The sequence below is a fragment of the Agarilytica rhodophyticola genome, from assembly GCF_002157225.2.
GTDB classification, from domain to species: Bacteria; Pseudomonadota; Gammaproteobacteria; order Pseudomonadales; family Cellvibrionaceae; genus Agarilytica; species Agarilytica rhodophyticola.
On the sequence record NZ_CP020038.1, the window covers coordinates 6232822 to 6249337 of the forward strand.

The following is a 16516-nucleotide window of genomic DNA, read 5'->3' on the forward strand; positions in this document are numbered from 1 at the left end:
TAAGAAACTAAATTAAAGTAAGGCAAAAAATTTACAATGAAACAATTACATCAAATAAAAATTCAATCAATCGTTTGAAAGACTATATTTAGTATCAAAAAATTTTTTCAACACCAAATTATTCCTTAACAATACAAACATTTATATTGATTTAGGTTTAGCTAACTCAGATCCTATAACTTTAAGAAAAATAATAACTAATTTTATTAAATTTAAATAGTAAGAAATAATACTACTGATAGCCATTGAATTTTTTCTTAATTTAACAATTAACAACCCTCACAGAAACATCACAAACCAAGTACAGGTTGTTAAGTCATCTCCTAATTTCCTAAATATGTGATTCTCTTCAATAGAAAAACAATCAACATTGATGTTTACTTTGCACACGCTTTCTTAAATTATGCGAACCCAACATTGTCCTGACCAATTAAAAATAAAATCAGTATAGGCAGCTTTGCCAATATAAAAATAAAAATTTTATTATTTTTTGATATTTTTTAATTATTACGGTGGTCTCATTCTAAAAATTTGAAAATGAAACCAGGGACGTACTAATAATTTTTTCTTTTTCACATTAACAATTTTATAAGAGGCAAAGTTTTGTTATGGCAGGTACATTTGATTATATTATTGTAGGCGCAGGCCCAGCAGGGCTTCAGTTGGCTTACCATATGCAACAGGAAAACGTTAACTACTTAGTAATAGAGAAAGGTGAAACCGCTGGTACTTCATTTAAATCTTATCCAAGGCATGGAAAACTAATCTCAATCAATAAAGTTCATACTGGTTATGACGACCAGGAAATTAACCTGAGATGGGATTGGAATTCAATTCTGTGTAATGATGAATCATTTCGTTTTTCGAAGTTTAGTTCATCTTATTTCCCAGATGCAAAGGATTTAGTAACGTATCTTAATGAATATGCAAGCTCATTTGGTTTAAATATTAATTATAACCAAGCAGTTAAGAACATTACTAAAGAATCAGAAATTTTTACACTTCATATTGATAACTCAGATGAAGAATATAAATGTAAAAACCTCATTATTGCTTCAGGAGTTGCTAAACCATATATACCAAATATTCCAGGCATTGAACTTACGGATAATTATACGCAAGTATCAGTTAATAAAGAAGAATTTATTAATAAGCGAGTCTTAGTATTAGGTAAAGGCAATTCCGCTTTCGAAACAGCCGACCATCTAATAGATAGTGCATCACTTATTCATGTATGTAGCCCTAATAATGTAAAACTTGCTTGGCAAACTCATTACGTTGGAAATTTGAGGGCGGTAAATAATAATTTTCTCGACACCTATCAACTGAAGTCTCAAAATGCGATCCTAGATGCAGATATAGACAAAATAGAAGTCAAAGATGGAATATATAGAGTCAGCGTAAGATATCAACATGCTAATGGTGAAGTAGAGGTTCTCGAATACGATAGAGTTATCGTATGTACCGGATTTCAGCTTGACTCTTCAATTTTTGGAGATAGTTGTCAACCAGAGCGATGCGTGGATGACCGCTTCCCAAAACTTAATGCGGACTGGGAGTCTAGTAATATCTCAAACTTGTATTTTGCAGGCACTTTAATGCAAGGACATTTCTATAAAAAGACAACATCGGGTTTTATCCATGGGTTTAGATATAATGTAAAATCTCTATTTCATATATTATTATATAAAAATCAAAATAAGAATCTACCATCATCTATATTTAATGCTACAACACAAAATATCACGGATCACTTAGTAGAGCGGATCAATCGTTCATCTGCTTTGTGGCAACAATTCGGTTATCTAACGGATATTATCGATGTAGGAAATGAAAGTGCAACATATTTTTATGAATTACCCAAGGATTATAGAGAACAAATATCTCAACAAAATACATTTACCCTCTCACTAGAGTTTGGTACTAAACAGAAAGATGTCTTTAATATAGACCGCGATCCAAATCCAGAAAAAGCCGACGAATCCTTTTTCTTACACCCAGTAATAAGATTCTATAGAGATTCCAAACTAATCGACACCCTTCACTTAGTAGAGGACCTCTATGGTGAATGGAAACACCAAGAAAGGCATATTGACTTCCTCTATAGGTTTGTCGATAAACATAACACATTCAATCACACGGTGACAAAAGCAGTATAAGAAATACATGCTACTTAACTACAGGAGCAAGATGATGGATTTAACAAACTATTCTAAGCATGGCATCACCGGCAATACTATTGTAACAAGAGGAGAAATTCCTGGTATATCAGAAATGCAGGTGGAAGGAGAAGTTCGTAACTTAGGTATCGTCAAGCATTTTAAAAATCATAGTTTACTTGGGTCATTAATCCGACAAGATTTTTCTATCGCCTGGGTACATTTGGATCCAGATGAGGTATTAGAAGTCCATAATCACAATGTACCGAGTATGATTATCGCAATAGAAGGTGGCGGCAGCTCACAAGGCGATAGTGAAATAAATTTTTCGGCGGGAGATATTGTGTTCATTCCTAGTTGGAATGAACATGGTTTTACGGGGGCAAAACCTTCTGGACTTTGGGCTCTATCTATACAATTTAATGATGTCGCGATTTTTGAAGATGAAGTCGATCCACTTACATCTTATGATTTAACCAATATACCTTCTATAGAAGAAAGGCAACTTATTTTATTTTCGCGCAATAAGGACAGAAACCTATTTAAGTCAGAAGGTGTAAGTAGGCATATTCCAAGCTATGTTAATTTTAATTGGCACTCTCTAGACAATAAATTTAGTCTTGAGAGACCACCTAGTGAAACTTTGCGTTTGATTTTGCATGGTTCACCCCAAGGTAACTATAAGTTTGATAAAAGTTTATTAACTCCTGGAGATTTAATTGTACAAACTGAGGACTTAGATTATCACAATACCGAGAGTACCGGTAATCACTGGCTATTAACTATAGACATATCAACTTTGAAACAATAAATAATATTTCAGGAGAAACTTGTTATGAATGAAAAACCATCAGTAGAATTAAGATCAATCGATGGTGGAAAAAACACTCCATTTACCGGTATGCATGTAGTCAATCGAGAAGATATACCTCAGATATCCACAGTTTTTGTTGATAATAAAGAGCATAATTTAGGGCTATTAAAAGATTTTCGTAAACACGAATTATTAGCTAATTTTATTCCCGACTCACCAGAAAGAGTTTCATTTAGTTGGGTGCGCTTACTACCGGGTGAAACTTTAGCTGTCCATGCTCACCCAACAAAAACCTTCATTATTGTGTGTGAAGGAGAAGGTTACTGCACTGGTGATTATACTGGAAAAATTTCTGGCGGTTCTATAGTTATGGTAGCACCTAATTTTCTCCACGGTTTTTGTGGTGCAGGGAAAAATGGTTTTTGGGCGCTGTCTATTCAATTTGAAGGGCTTGGTTTATATGAAAACACCGAGCAAGCTAGAGTAAAGTTTGAAGACTTTGAAATGGTTAAACCCTCAATGCGACATATATCTGAGGCTCAGGAGTTTTTTTTAGAGGACTATAAGAGAAATCCTCTATTTTCAATTATAAAGGAGGATAACTTCCAAACAGCTTACCGCGAACCCCTGCTTGATGCCATTCAACATTGGTCACAGTGTTTTCAGTTAATTATTTCGGATAGAGTCAAGTATGCACAATCAAATACCGAGAAAAAACTCGCTTTGATGCACCTAGAAGAGGAAAAAGATCACGATACAAAAATGGCTGCTTTGCGTGGCAATCCAGATATTGGTGATTTACACCCTATTGCAAATGAGGTTACCAACTGGTTCCGAAAGGCCATGAAGGAGTTATCTGATGCAGAGAAAATAATATTGGTACATTTTGTTTTAGAAGGTAGTGCAGAATTTGCTCATAATGAAATACATGCATATGTAGAAGGCTCAGAAGTCGAAGAACACTTTCGTTTTCACGCTGAAGAAGATGAAGATCATGTATTAATGGGAGTCGATGCTTTATCAAATATGTCAAATGTCAACTATGAAAAGCTGCTAACCTCTTTAATCACAGGATGGGTTATGATCAATCGTGTTTGTGCTCAAATGAGCTATAGCGCTCGTGATGCCTATTGCACAAAATTATTAAAGCAAGACCATGCAACAAAAAATTAGTTATCAATAACAATTACATGAGTGCTTTAATATATTTTAAGTAGATAAAAAATCTAAAAGTATATTGACTATACATAGCCATATTAAAAAATATTGCACCAAAAATTAAATAGAGAAAGGAATAATCCTATGTCAGTTAACATTGATGCAGTCCATAGGTTTAATGAAGAAACACTTGTAGATCCATATGATTTTCTAGGCTCACTAAGGGAAAATGAACCTATATACTATGCAAATGATTTAAATGGCTGGGTTATCACTCGCCATAGTGATGTCGCGGATGCATTCAAGGAGCCTAATTTTATATCTGGAAATTTTGAAACCCAAGTAAGAAATCAATTGCAGGGTCTGAATATATCAATAGCCAAGGATTTTGTACGAGTGCGAACAAAAATGATGGCTCATACAGATGCTAACGTTCACAAAAGGCTCAGGCGAACATGTAATATTAGCTTTGGTAAAAAAGGCCTAGATACAATGTCTCCTATTATTAAAAAAGCTGTTGACGAGTCAGTTAATCTATTGCCAAATGATGGAGAATGGGATTTTGCAACTCAGTTTTCTGAACCTCTATCAACTAGAGTTATTGCTGATTTATTCAATGTCCCCTATTCTGATAGAGAGCACTTTCAACGTTGCTCTGATGATGTTTCTCGATTTTTTGGTAATTCCGTGAGCGACACTAGAGAATCCGCTATTATCGCTAATGATGGCATTATAGCACTTGAAAATTATTTCATTGATTTTTTAAAAGAGAGAAAAAGAAAATTAGGAAACGATTTGTTAAGTTTACTTATCGAAGCTAATAGTGCAGGATTATTGTCAGAAGAAGAAGTCATCGCCCAGTGTGTATTAATCTTAATGGCAGGACACTATACAGTTATAGATCAACTTTGTAATAGTATATATGCCTTTCTAACTTATAATGAATGGCAAACACTTGTTAATGACCCATCACTTATATCTTCAGCTATTGAAGAAAGTATACGCTTTGATGGTGCTGTCTTGTTTATGGCTCGAACGGTAAAAGACAGTATGCTATTTAGAGGTAAGCAACTTAAAGCTAATGACACTTTGTTTCTCGGTATGGGTGCGGCCAACAGAGATCCAGAAGTGTTTCCATCACCTGATATTTTTGATATCCATCGGAAAAAGAGCCGACATTTAGGCTTTGCCTATGGCCCCCACCAGTGTATAGGTATGAATTTAGCTAGAGTTGAGATGTCTATGGCATTTCAAGCGCTAGTAAAAAAATATCCCAACTTAAAATTTTCACCTAACACTACACCTAAACGCAAGTGTGAATCTCTATTTTTTAGAGGGTTTTATTCTATTAAAGTAAAATCATAAAAATGCTATAGATATAACTCTAATAATTATTTTCTTCTTCTATATGATCCGGCTTAGCTTATTAAGCATTTCAGATAATAGCGATTTTATTATGCTTATCTTTTAAAATTTAGATGTTTTATAAAATTATGAAAAAAACAATACTTTTCTTTTCTGAAGCAGTAACCGTTGCTCATGTAATACGTTTATATAAACTTGCTTGCTCTTTAGACGCAGAAATATATGATGTTCATTTTGCAGTAGCTGATCGTTATAGCTATGTCTTTAGCAGTCATCATACTATCTCTTTTCACTCCATTAATTCTGTAGAATCGATGGAGTTTATTCGTCGAGCGCAACACGCAGAGCCAATGTACAAAATTGATGAGCTTATTAATTACGTTAAAGAAGATGAAAAAACCATAAGGAAAGTCCAGCCAGATTTGATTATAGGAGATATGCGACAGTCTCTTTGTGTTAGTACACGTACAACAAAGACAACCTACATTGCCATGACCAATGCTTATTGGAGCAAATATATTAATAACAAACAGTTTATTATTCCCGAATTACGACAAATAAATATGAATGAGATACCATTTATATCAGCAATAATGCCAATTTATTTTTACTTCTTTTTTAAAAATCAGGGCAAAGTGCTAAATGAACTGCGTCGGTATTATAAGCTGCCAATATTTGAGCATTGTCTGGATGGTTGGAACTTCGGTGATCATCTGGTGTATAGTGATCCCAAAATCTTGTTTGATACCTCACGTTCACCCAGCAATCACCACTTTCTTGGATCAATAAACTGGGAACCAGATGTTCCTTTGCCAATTTGGTGGCAGGAACTATCCGACACAAAAAAAACAGCTTATGTTGCACTCGGCTCATCAGGTGATAAATCTCTTATACCACTCATTGTCGAGAAGTTACTGTCTGAAAACTTTCAGGTAATCATTAGTGGTGTAAATGAATCTGAAAGAAGTTTTATTTTTGACGATGCGTCGGTGTTTTCTAGTGAACTTATACCCGGGTCTTTAGCTGCGGCTAGGTCTGACTTGGTAATAAGTAATGGAGGCAGCCCTACATCTTATCAATCATTGCTAGCTGGTACTCCAGTAATAGGTATTCCAACTAATCTTGATCAATTAATGTCAATGAAATTCATTGAAAGAAATAATGCGGGGAAAATACTGCGGCCCAGGGAAGTGGGCACAACTAAACATACAAAAGTCTTAAAAGAAATACAAAAAATTAAATACAAAGAAAGAGCTGAAGAAATAAGTGCCGAACTAGCTACTATTTCACCAGAAGAAAATTTCGCTAAAGTCCTAATGTCTATACTTAATTGATAAGTGAACATCGCCTATTATGGAAATTCATAGAAGTACTCAACAGTTAACTTTTATTATCTTATTTGCTAGCACATTCACAGTTATGGCAGGATCAGCTATTGCGCCTGCGCTGCCTAGTATATTGCATGACTTTGGAGATAGTACGCTTTCCGATTTGAAAATTAGGATGACAATAGGTGTATCTGCCGCATCAACGATGCTGTGTAGTAATTTCATTGGCAGGTTAAGTGATAAAATTGGTTACATTACAACATTAAAAATTGGACTTTTGTTTATAATATTTAGTGGTGCTGCAGGTTTGATAATTAATAATCTGAATCAACTCTTAGTAACTCGTGTTATTCTTGGGTTTGGCGTGGCCGCTGTCGCCATATCGACCACGGCTTGGATAGGAGATCAACATAGTGGTGTGGATCAACACCGGATTACAGGTTTTTTGGGTGTCGCAATGGAGTCTTCTGGCTTACTCTATTTTTCTTTGTCAGGGGCCTTAGCACTTATTCATTGGCGTTTTGTATTTCTAATTTATTTATTACCTATTTTTATACTATTTTTTTTACCAAAGAGATCACAACTAAAAAAATCAGAAAATCAAAACGATACAGATGAAAAAGATAAACACATAGATTATATAATTATTACTACAGCGTCATTCATCTCTTTATTTGGGTTAAATATATATGTAACTCAGTTACCGTTTCTATTCGAAAAACAGAACGCTTCAAGTTTTTCTTCAGGTCTAGCTCTTGCAGGTGCCTCAGTATCTGCAGCTTTAGCAAGCTATTTTTTCCCAAGGATAATGAATTATTTCCATCAACAATATATATTGGCTATAGCTTTTTTAATTAGCGCACTAGGATTTATGGGATTATTTTTATTTGATTCATTAGTATTAATGAGTACGTCAGTGATTATATGCGGCTTCGCTTTTGGACTAACGGTTCCGTCTCTAATTAGTTGGGTAAATACCATTACTAATGAGAATAATCGTGGAGCAGGTCAAGCGAAGTTAGCAATTGCTGGTTTTTCGGGACAATTTTTTTCACCTATCGCATTTCAACCATTTGTATCCAGTTATAATGTACAATTCGGTTTTTTAATATTTACTTTTATATGTGTGATATTTAGCTCTGTTACTTATATGCTACCTGGTCAAAACAACAGGTAGCTGCGCTTATTTATTATATATTTTTTACTATAGATGTTTTTATGTGTCCACAATAAACCAATTTAATATATTGTTTAATTAAAATGTATAAACTAAACCAGGGCTTATTCACACTAGCTTTTTTTAACAAGCTCATTGTTGAGTTCATCTAAATCTTTAGAACTCAGTGTACCGGCTAAGCTTTTAAGTGTGATAAATTTGATAATATAATCATATCGGGAATTCTGCCACAATCTTAAGGTATCATAATATGTTTGCCTGGATCTTAATACATCATTAATATCACCAATATTTTTTTGATACGCCTGTTCTTGTACATCTAGAGCCTTTTTACTAGAGGTAACCGCTTCGGCTATGATATTAATCCTATTAATCGTAATAACGGCACTACGATATGTACTGACTATTTGCCTTGTAATATTAGCAACTATTTCACTATAAAATTTTTCTGATGCTTTAAACTGATGCTCTGCTTGACGTCGTCTTGAGCTTATAAGACCACCATTATAGATGGGAACGCTTAGGTTCATGCTTATACTTGAACCAATTTCTCTTGATCGAAGATCGGACAAGGATAGGTTTTCAATCAATGTTGCTTCAGTATTGCGCTCTTGGTGTTGTAACTCCAAATATACACTGGGCCTACGCGCTAGCTTAGCACTTTTATATTCTGCACGAGCTGCATCTTTACGCGCTTGTGCAGCTTTAATGATTGGGTTGTTTGCTAATGCAATTTGTACCCATTGATATGGTTCGCTAGGCATAATCTGAGTTGTTGAAAAGTTATCCGCTAGACGCCACAAAGGTGTTTGATAATTACCGATTATGAACATTAGTGCATCCTTACTCTGGCCAACGATATCTTCGTTGTTTAATCGCATTGCTGTTGACGCGTCATATGATGCCTGAGCTTGATAAATATCGACTTCTGTAAGCCTCCTCTTTGTCGAGTTTTTATTATTCTTTTTCTTAGTCAGCATTATTACATTCGATAGCTGCTTCTTATCTGACTCTTCTAATTTTTTTGCAAGCTCTAGATTATCCTGCGCCTGAATAACGCCGATATAGTTCGTGATCAGACGCAGCAGTAATAACTGTTTTTGTAACTGCCATTGATGACGAGCTTCAAAAGCCTGAAATTTGCCGCGTTTATAATTGTACCATTGGGAAGTATCATAGATTGCTTGTTGGACAGAAAGTCTCCATCCATCAATAACCTGATCATTGTCTCTTTCTAGAGTTTCGTCTGTAAGTAATGAAACTTCTCGACTATCAGTTTTTTGTTTTTGATATGCTCCCTGCAAACTGATTTGAGGGAGTAACGCGCTGTATGAAATCTGTCTTTCTTCTAAACCTGCTAAGTATTCTTCCTGCGCAACTTTTAAACTTGGATCTTTCGTTAAAGCCATTTTATAGGCTTCGCTCAAATTAAGAGCGCCACTTTTATGAGAAAGTAATATTACAACAGTAGTAAAAAGTAAAGAAAACAACCACCTCATATTTTTAAAGCACATAATATCTTCCTTTGTAGCATCTATACTTATTAAGTATTTTTAACGTCATTGTTTTTGGAATGAGGTTTTTGATTATTATTTCTCTCTTTTTTTTTGTAGTGATTCTTCTCCTCATTGAAGTCTTCTGACCTTGGAGGCCTTTCTCCAGGAGCGAAATCTTCTGGCCGGGGTGGTCGTTCTCCAGGAGCAAAGTCTTCTGGCCTTGGAGGTCTTTCTCCAGGAGCAAAATCTTCTGGCCTTGGAGGGCGGGTCTCAACTACAGTATGGGGTTCTATAGATTTCGAGTTACTACTAGAAGAGTGCCCTTTTGGTTTCGGCGAATTCTTCATCAATGAGGAATTTCGCGAGCTTGGAGAAGTATTGTTAAACTCATTCAATCCTTGATTTGTAGGATCAAAACTTACATCCGAATTACTTTGCCAATACACAATAAAGGAAGAGAGTATAATAATAGTTAGAGCAACTGTAAAAATATACGTTAAATTACGCTGTCGGCCGCCCAAATCACGTATGGCGTACTCATATTGCTGTTCGGCGGTTAAATTTTCTAGGTTGACTGAACGAGCTTTTAGATGCTGTTCAACTAGATCAGCACGCTCTTTTTCCGACGCCAATTCAATTAAAGAGCTTTCTTTTTTGATTGCTCGTCTAATGATAAATGCCAGGCATGCAACAATTAATGCAACAAGTGGAAACCATGATTTAATATTCGGTATGATGGAGACTATTGCGTCCATAAGGTATTCCTTACTGTTACATATTGGTGATACAGCCTCAGTAACAGAAATACCTTATTAGGTTACATTTTTTTGCTTAGGTAATGATTCATAACTTGTGAACATCACATGAGTAAGCGTGGAAATTATAAAATTACTTCTAGTTTGCATTATTGCTCAAGTAATCATACAAAGGTTGTGTCCATGGCACACGAAACCAATGTTTACCAAAACCAATTGCTACGGCTTCTTCAGCATTGTATCTAGCAGCGCGGTCTTGCCCAAGAAGTTGATATACCTGTGCAGCAATAAAGAAAAACTCACCTGCCTTATTATTCAGCTGTGCCGCTTTTTGGAGTTCGATGATAGCATCTTCATTTCTATTGAGATGCGCTAAGATTAATGCCTTGTGTGCATAGTCTTGATCGGCATTTTTATCGCTATAAAGAGTCAGTGCTTGTAAAAAGTATTGCTTACTCTCTTTACTTTCTAATGCTTTATATGATTCCGCTAAGTTTAAATAAATTTCTCGTGAACCAGGCGAATACTCTAATGCTTTTTTAAAGTTTTCGATACTTTCGTTATAGCGTCCTAAGAGCATTTGTGTAATGCCTAAATTAAGTACAATATCGTGATCAGACTTCTTTTTCAGAATTTCTATGTATAGTGTTTCAGCTTCCTGAAGCCTGCCAGTAACTAAGTAAGAGTTAGCAAGAAAAAATTTGGGTAAATAGGTATCGGGAAAACGCTTGGCCCATGCAATACACGTCTGCTCAAGAGTATCAAATTCTTTGAGTGTTTCTTCCATATAGGCACGGTGATGGAAGTAAGAATGAGTAAGACGGGGGTTTTCATGTTGAAGTAGCTTTTGATAGCCTTCTTTTGGCTGTTTGGAAAAAATGAGCATTGCTTCAGAAATTGCTAGACGAGTTGTTTCTACACCGATAACACGTTTTAACTGTGATAAGGTTTTTTCTGCTCCTGTCAGGTCATGTGCTAATAGTTTGTTATGAAAGTCCTGATACATAACTGAGGGGTTTGCCGGAAACCTATCGTTTAACTGTAACATTAATTCTTGGCTCTGCTGTAACCAACGATCAACATTAAAGTTCATATATAGATTCCTATATGCACCAGCTAATAGTAATTGTGCACCTAAAAATCCTGGGTTGTCTTGAGAGAGCTGTTTTAGTCCAGCAATATCCGCTTCTGTAAACTCTTCGTCTTCAAGTTTTTTCTTAATATTATAGTAAAGCCTCAAGTCAGAGTCGGAAATACTGCCGAGAACTGGGGTGTTGTGAGCAGTAAAATCTAGATCAGAAACCAATGTTTGTTCAATTACTTGTGCAAAAACTAGTAAATCAGATGTTGGAATTTTCTTTGACGTAAGTTTTGAAATTCCATCTTTTTTTCGACTATAAACACTTAGATTTACATCGCAAAAGTCTATGGAACAATTTAAATTACTAATAATAATTTGATCAACATCGACCAACCTCGCCTCTTCTGCCCAGTCTTTAGTACCACGCCATTCTTTTTTACTCACTAAGCTTCGCTGAGGATCGTTGATAACACTGGACACAATTTCATCCTCAACAATAGCTGCAAGTAATAATCTATCTCTCCTACTTTCTGCATCCCCTTCATAGGCCTTAGCGGAATCCACATATAACGGGGGGATAACAAGTGTGGTTGCGACGGGAGTTAAACTGGGTAGAAAAAATACAACACCAGATATTACAACTACAACAGCGGTTGCGGCATATAATAACTTAGAATCGAGTTTACTGGCCTTAGCTTTTGGCAAATCAAGTTCGACTGTTTCCATCGGCACATTGTCATTGTGATGTAGGTTCTCAATAGCCGTGAAAACTTGTTGCATCGATGGTCGGTTACGAGGCGTTTTATCTAACATCGCACGAACCATCACTTCTAATTCGGGTATAGCGCAACGGAATTGTTGTTGATAATTAATCCTAGCTCCTAGAATATTCTCTTCTGTCGCCGAGATGTCTCCTTCTACCACGAAGGGATGAGCTTTAAATAAATAGTTATAAAGTAATATACCAAGAGCAAAGACATCGGTAGCAGTGCTAACAGGCTTCTGCTGTAAGTGCTCTGGGCTAAGGCATTCCCAAGAACCACTGTAGGAGTAGTTAGCGTTGCCCTCCTGAGAAGCTTGGTGCGTTGATAGACCAAAATCTGACACTTTCACAGCTTTTTGATCAGTAAAGAGTATATTCGAAGGTTTCAGATCTAAGTGAAGTAAGCCGGCGGCATGAATATCACTAACAGCTTTGGATACTTGCAGAAAAAACGATAAAAACTCATTTTTTTCCATATCAGCGATGGCATTAACATCGAGATCCAATTTGGACTCAACTTTTTCCATAACAATGGCTAAATAATTTTCATTATGAATAACATCGTGAACTTCTACGATATTTGGACTATTGCAACGCGCTAACGCCTGAGCCTCTAATAGAGCTTCGGAGTGTTCATACTTGATAACCTTAATTGCGACATATCGTAATAAAGTTGAGTCAAACGCATTATAGACCTGACCAAAGCCCCCACTCCCGAGAAAATTTTCGAGCCGATAGCGTTCGGGAATAAGTTTCTCAAGCTCAACTTCTGGCACCTTGTTCATTATTTACCCTGGATATGTAAGGACAATTTCAATATGCAAACAGCTTTTTGACACCAAATACAACAAAAAAACAATAAAAGCGCCAAACAACAACCAAAGAGAACAAAAAACACTCGAATGGCGCAATAAACAACAATGATAGCATTGACTAGATCAACATTGTTTTTGGCTTTGTACTAAATAATAAAAAACAGCCTTTCTTACCAAGCATATTAAGTGATGTAAAGCGATGTTTGAAATATTTTGAAATACCGAGAAATCGTGTGAAATTGTGGATCGCAAGCTGCTCGAGGAAAATATCATTCGTGGTTTGGAGATAAGGATTTCTGCTCCAAACGGGAATCAACGTATTGTTATCAGGAGACGCACAATGAGAGCAGCTATCGAGAAAGATTATTCACAAGATTTGAATAAGTTATTGAAAGACCATCGCAATCAAGTATTTAACATGATAAAAAAGAAAGTATATAACAGGGATACAGCAGAAGACCTCTTGCAGGATACTTTTCTTGAAGCTCACAAAAGCTTTCATACATTCCGACAAGACTCAAAATTTAGTACTTGGCTGATCGGCATTGCTATGAATATTATTCGCAATTACTATAACCGCGCCCCAGAATGCCGCTATGGCTTCGTTGACGATTCGGCCATTGAATTTGACTCGAGTAACGCATCCAGTTATTCCAATAAAGTTTCAAATATGGAGCACAACTTAATTGCCAATGACATCCTAGGAAAAACCCTTGAGAAAGTTGATGCAATGCCTTGCGAAGTCAAAGATATATTTAAACTTACCGTACAAGAAAATCTACCATATAAAGATATTGCAGGGAAACTCAACACTAGCGTAAGCAATATTAAAGTCAAAATATTCAGAGCACGAGAAAAGCTTAAAGAAGTATTCGACATTCCCGTTTTTGAAGAGCTTTACTAGTTAATATAGTCTTAGTAATTAACACGTAAAATATATTATTTAACGTTTGTATCATTACTGAGAACTTAGTAATTAATATAGCAAAAACGTCTTTCTTGTACTTTCAATATGCAGTATTGTGTCGTTTTTTAGCCAACGCACAATAAACGGATAATTAACAACTAAATACAAACAAGTTAAGCAGGTGTGAAAATGTCTACACTCATACATTTTATCAATAGCGATACGGATCACATGTTAATAATCGACGAGATGCAAAAGAGCTTGGTCGATTCAGGAGCTTATATTTCAGAAGACTCCTCTTGGAAAGAGCGTAACTTAGCCAGTTTCTACATTCGACCCGGATTAGCAAATTCATCGTTCTACTCGTTTGAGTCTAAAGTACTTCCCGGTCATTACCTCAAATCTTACGATGATGGGACGCTCTATTTGGTGTCTCGGGAAAATAACCGTGAATTTAGTGAAGATGCTACTTATAGAGAATCAAACGGCGCTCTCATTTCTATGAGTCATCCCAATCGAGCAATCGCAGTTGCAAGCGATGGTACAGCAGTTTCCAAAGCAATAGATAATCCTAACGTTTCGTCCGTGGTGATGGCTCAAGCAGAGAAACGCTGGAAGGATAGCTACACCATTTCATTTAATTATTTTGGTGATAAGTCGGTTCATCTAACGTTGGGGGATGATAAAGTAGGATTTAGATCTTACAGTTTCTGGGATGACTTTGACCAACAAGCAAATACAGCAGGCTGGTACCTAGACTACCCTGATTATAATACACCTTATTTTACTATTCGTAATGTTGGCGATGATCAAGAGCGTTTCCTTGCTGTGGCCGACGATAATACGACTGTCGAGCTAGTGGCAAACGGTATTGAAAATGGTCGTTATTCCAACAATATCTTGTGGCGAGCAGAAGCGCTAAGCGCGCGGGGACAATATGCTATAGCCAATAAAAAAGTCGAAGCTCATAGTAAGAATGCATTAAGAATCAACCGCTCTTCTGTGGATAAGCCCAATGAAATAGAGCAGTCTCTTTCAGTTTTACACTATGATAATTTATCTAATGTATCAGTGGTGCTTAATATTGATGAGCGTTTTATCCCAACTCAGTTGATGCTCGACGATGTTAAAGTTGCTAATAGTCTATTGCGCCAGCAGAATGGCCTCACATCCATGGGGATGATCATTCCTTTAACCAAACATGGAGGTGCTGATAGTTGGTCTGTGCGCCGGTATAAAACCACCATAGAAAAAAGTACTGATGGCTCCACCTTCCGCTTTGCCTCACATATTGGTAGCGACCCTGAGGTAGATGCTCAGACGCCCGAGTGGATAGAGCTAAAAGATCAAATTATGCAGCTCCCCGTTATGGAGGAGTTCACCAGTAATGAGCAAAACCTTATTCTTGATATTGCTCGTAAACACTTGGGTAAAGCCTATCGTTCACATGTTTTGGGTGAACCAGCAGAAGGTTATACCGATGGCATAATTTGGCTGAAGCCAGATATTGATGACACCAATATCCTTGAACAAGTGGATACTTTTATCGATTACAAAGGCCAAACAATTCGTACCATGAGTACAGTACGAGGCCAAAGAAATTTTAGTGCGGCTTTCGGATTCTTACTGGAAAAAGAAGAGCGAGATGGAAGTGTATCCTACACCATAGGTGATCCTACTTCAGGAGAGAGCAAACCACCTAATCAGTAATCTCAATTGAACCAGGGCCTGTTAAAGGCCCTAAGATGCTCTATCATAATTGAGTATTGCATCCCCTTTTTTTATGCTGAGCTTGCACGGACTTAATCTTATCTCTCCTTGGCGCCTCTCAATAGGAATAAAGTCTAAGCCACTGGACTCAAATGCTTTTCTTGAGCGATAAATCAATAAATTTAAATGTGTTGGCTCAATACCCAAAGCACTGATTAATAAGTCTGTCGATAACCAACCATGTTCGCTCACAGCAATGCCGGATTTTTCATCATCAATACAACGTCGCGCTAACTCTAGTAATAATGAATGATGGGCTTTGTAGCCAAAATCCTTTTGTCCAGTATCAGAGCTTGCGTTAATACCAACGTTTTCTTCATTGAGACTAACATTGAAGGTCAAGGTCGGCAGAGACACATCCGCTCGTTTTATGATTTGTGTCACCGTATTAAAAATCACATCATTTGGGTAGAAATGCCATAATTGATCGGCAAACATCAGGGTAGAGCCGTGGCGAATGTTATACACCCTTTCGCCCTCCTCAACCATCCAGCTATTATCTTGTTTAGTAATTAACAACTCTACTTTGCCTTCGCTGGGCAAGATATTGCAATGATCGTCGAGCTCCACATAGCGTTCACTATCCTTATCGACCAGTACAGGCTTAGGAGCACGATCATCAGAAAATAGCCAAGCTTCCTTGGATTCACCAGGAAAGGTTATTTTATCGCCAACAGAAAGCTTTGTTTTTCCTTTTGGTAAGCTTTTTTTGTTAAGCCAAGTGCCATTTTTACTCTTATCTTCAATAACCCAAGAGTCTTTGTTGTAGCTCAAAATACAATGTATACGTGAGCATAGAGGATTTGTCAGCAAAGTATCTGCAGCACCCATATCACGACCCAAAGTGTGATTAGATTTCAGATAAATACTGCGGCTTTTATCCAGTGTTGTAATCAGTCCCACTTTCAAATACCCAATTCTTTTTGAG

The 16516-nt window shown here is 36.5% G+C and carries 12 protein-coding genes; 8 read left to right on the top strand and 4 right to left on the bottom strand.

Annotation, left to right across the window (positions count from 1 at the left end; translation table 11 throughout):
- Window positions 1–608 precede the first annotated feature (608 nt).
- The 6 genes from BVC89_RS25795 (at window position 609) to BVC89_RS25820 (ending at window position 8001) form a co-directional block, all read left to right on the top strand.
- Window positions 609–2159, top strand: coding sequence for an NAD(P)-binding domain-containing protein (locus tag BVC89_RS25795; RefSeq protein WP_086933970.1), 1551 nt, complete (start codon window positions 609–611; stop codon window positions 2157–2159).
- 31 nt (window positions 2160–2190) lie between these two features.
- Entirely contained in the window at window positions 2191–2970 is a 780-nt protein-coding gene (locus BVC89_RS25800) for a cupin domain-containing protein (protein WP_158658126.1), read from the top strand.
- 24 nt (window positions 2971–2994) lie between these two features.
- The gene (locus BVC89_RS25805) at window positions 2995–4146 is read left to right on the top strand and encodes a cupin domain-containing protein (protein ID WP_086933972.1); all 1152 of its coding nucleotides are present in this window, start codon (window positions 2995–2997) and stop codon (window positions 4144–4146) included.
- 129 nt (window positions 4147–4275) lie between these two features.
- Entirely contained in the window at window positions 4276–5496 is a 1221-nt protein-coding gene (locus BVC89_RS25810) for a cytochrome P450 (protein ID WP_086933973.1), read from the top strand.
- 128 nt (window positions 5497–5624) lie between these two features.
- Complete coding sequence (locus BVC89_RS25815; RefSeq protein WP_158658127.1) at window positions 5625–6830, top strand: glycosyltransferase; 1206 nt, start codon at window positions 5625–5627, stop codon at window positions 6828–6830.
- Between the two features lie 19 nt (window positions 6831–6849).
- Window positions 6850–8001 (top strand): MFS transporter, encoded by a 1152-nt coding sequence (locus BVC89_RS25820; RefSeq protein ID WP_086933975.1) that lies wholly within the window; start codon window positions 6850–6852, stop codon window positions 7999–8001.
- 113 nt (window positions 8002–8114) lie between these two features.
- Here the strand turns inward: BVC89_RS25820 and BVC89_RS25825 are convergent, their stop codons facing one another.
- The 3 genes from BVC89_RS25825 to BVC89_RS25835 all read right to left on the bottom strand — a co-directional run bounded on the left by BVC89_RS25825 (window position 8115) and on the right by BVC89_RS25835 (window position 12881).
- Window positions 8115–9515, bottom strand: coding sequence for a TolC family outer membrane protein (locus BVC89_RS25825; RefSeq protein WP_086933976.1), 1401 nt, complete (start codon window positions 9513–9515; stop codon window positions 8115–8117).
- 29 nt (window positions 9516–9544) lie between these two features.
- Window positions 9545–10252 carry a hypothetical protein gene (locus BVC89_RS25830; RefSeq protein ID WP_086933977.1) on the bottom strand — a complete coding sequence of 236 codons (708 nt, stop codon included), beginning with the start codon at window positions 10250–10252 and terminating at the stop codon, window positions 9545–9547.
- Window positions 10253–10391: 139 nt separating this feature from the next.
- A complete protein-coding gene (locus BVC89_RS25835; protein WP_086933978.1) occupies window positions 10392–12881 on the bottom strand; it encodes a serine/threonine-protein kinase in 2490 nt (829 codons plus the stop codon).
- A gap of 370 nt (window positions 12882–13251) precedes the next feature.
- Here BVC89_RS25835 and BVC89_RS25840 point away from each other — a divergent pair, with 370 nt between their 5' ends.
- On the top strand, window positions 13252–13815 hold the full coding sequence (locus BVC89_RS25840) for an RNA polymerase sigma factor (RefSeq protein WP_086933979.1): 564 nt from the start codon (window positions 13252–13254) through the stop codon (window positions 13813–13815).
- Window positions 13816–14007: 192 nt separating this feature from the next.
- Window positions 14008–15528, top strand: coding sequence for an AbfB domain-containing protein (locus tag BVC89_RS25845; RefSeq protein WP_086933980.1), 1521 nt, complete (start codon window positions 14008–14010; stop codon window positions 15526–15528).
- A gap of 30 nt (window positions 15529–15558) precedes the next feature.
- On the opposite strand, the gene BVC89_RS25850 is transcribed toward BVC89_RS25845, so the two are convergent.
- Window positions 15559–16491, bottom strand: a complete 933-nt coding sequence (locus BVC89_RS25850) for an FHA domain-containing protein (RefSeq protein WP_158658128.1) — start codon at window positions 16489–16491, stop codon at window positions 15559–15561.
- Window positions 16492–16516: the final 25 nt, after the last annotated feature.

Bases quoted from the DNA above. Each gene is read 5' to 3' on its own strand.
- BVC89_RS25795 (WP_086933970.1), top strand. From the start codon at position 609: ATGGCAGGTACATTTGATTATATTATTGTAGGCGCAGGCCCAGCAGGG.
- BVC89_RS25800 (WP_158658126.1), top strand. From the start codon at position 2,191: ATGATGGATTTAACAAACTATTCTAAGCATGGCATCACCGGCAATACT.
- BVC89_RS25805 (WP_086933972.1), top strand. From the start codon at position 2,995: ATGAATGAAAAACCATCAGTAGAATTAAGATCAATCGATGGTGGAAAA.
- BVC89_RS25810 (WP_086933973.1), top strand. From the start codon at position 4,276: ATGTCAGTTAACATTGATGCAGTCCATAGGTTTAATGAAGAAACACTT.
- BVC89_RS25815 (WP_158658127.1), top strand. From the start codon at position 5,625: ATGAAAAAAACAATACTTTTCTTTTCTGAAGCAGTAACCGTTGCTCAT.
- BVC89_RS25820 (WP_086933975.1), top strand. From the start codon at position 6,850: ATGGAAATTCATAGAAGTACTCAACAGTTAACTTTTATTATCTTATTT.
- BVC89_RS25825 (WP_086933976.1), bottom strand. From the start codon at position 9,515: ATGTGCTTTAAAAATATGAGGTGGTTGTTTTCTTTACTTTTTACTACT.
- BVC89_RS25830 (WP_086933977.1), bottom strand. From the start codon at position 10,252: ATGGACGCAATAGTCTCCATCATACCGAATATTAAATCATGGTTTCCA.
- BVC89_RS25835 (WP_086933978.1), bottom strand. From the start codon at position 12,881: ATGAACAAGGTGCCAGAAGTTGAGCTTGAGAAACTTATTCCCGAACGC.
- BVC89_RS25840 (WP_086933979.1), top strand. From the start codon at position 13,252: ATGAGAGCAGCTATCGAGAAAGATTATTCACAAGATTTGAATAAGTTA.
- BVC89_RS25845 (WP_086933980.1), top strand. From the start codon at position 14,008: ATGTCTACACTCATACATTTTATCAATAGCGATACGGATCACATGTTA.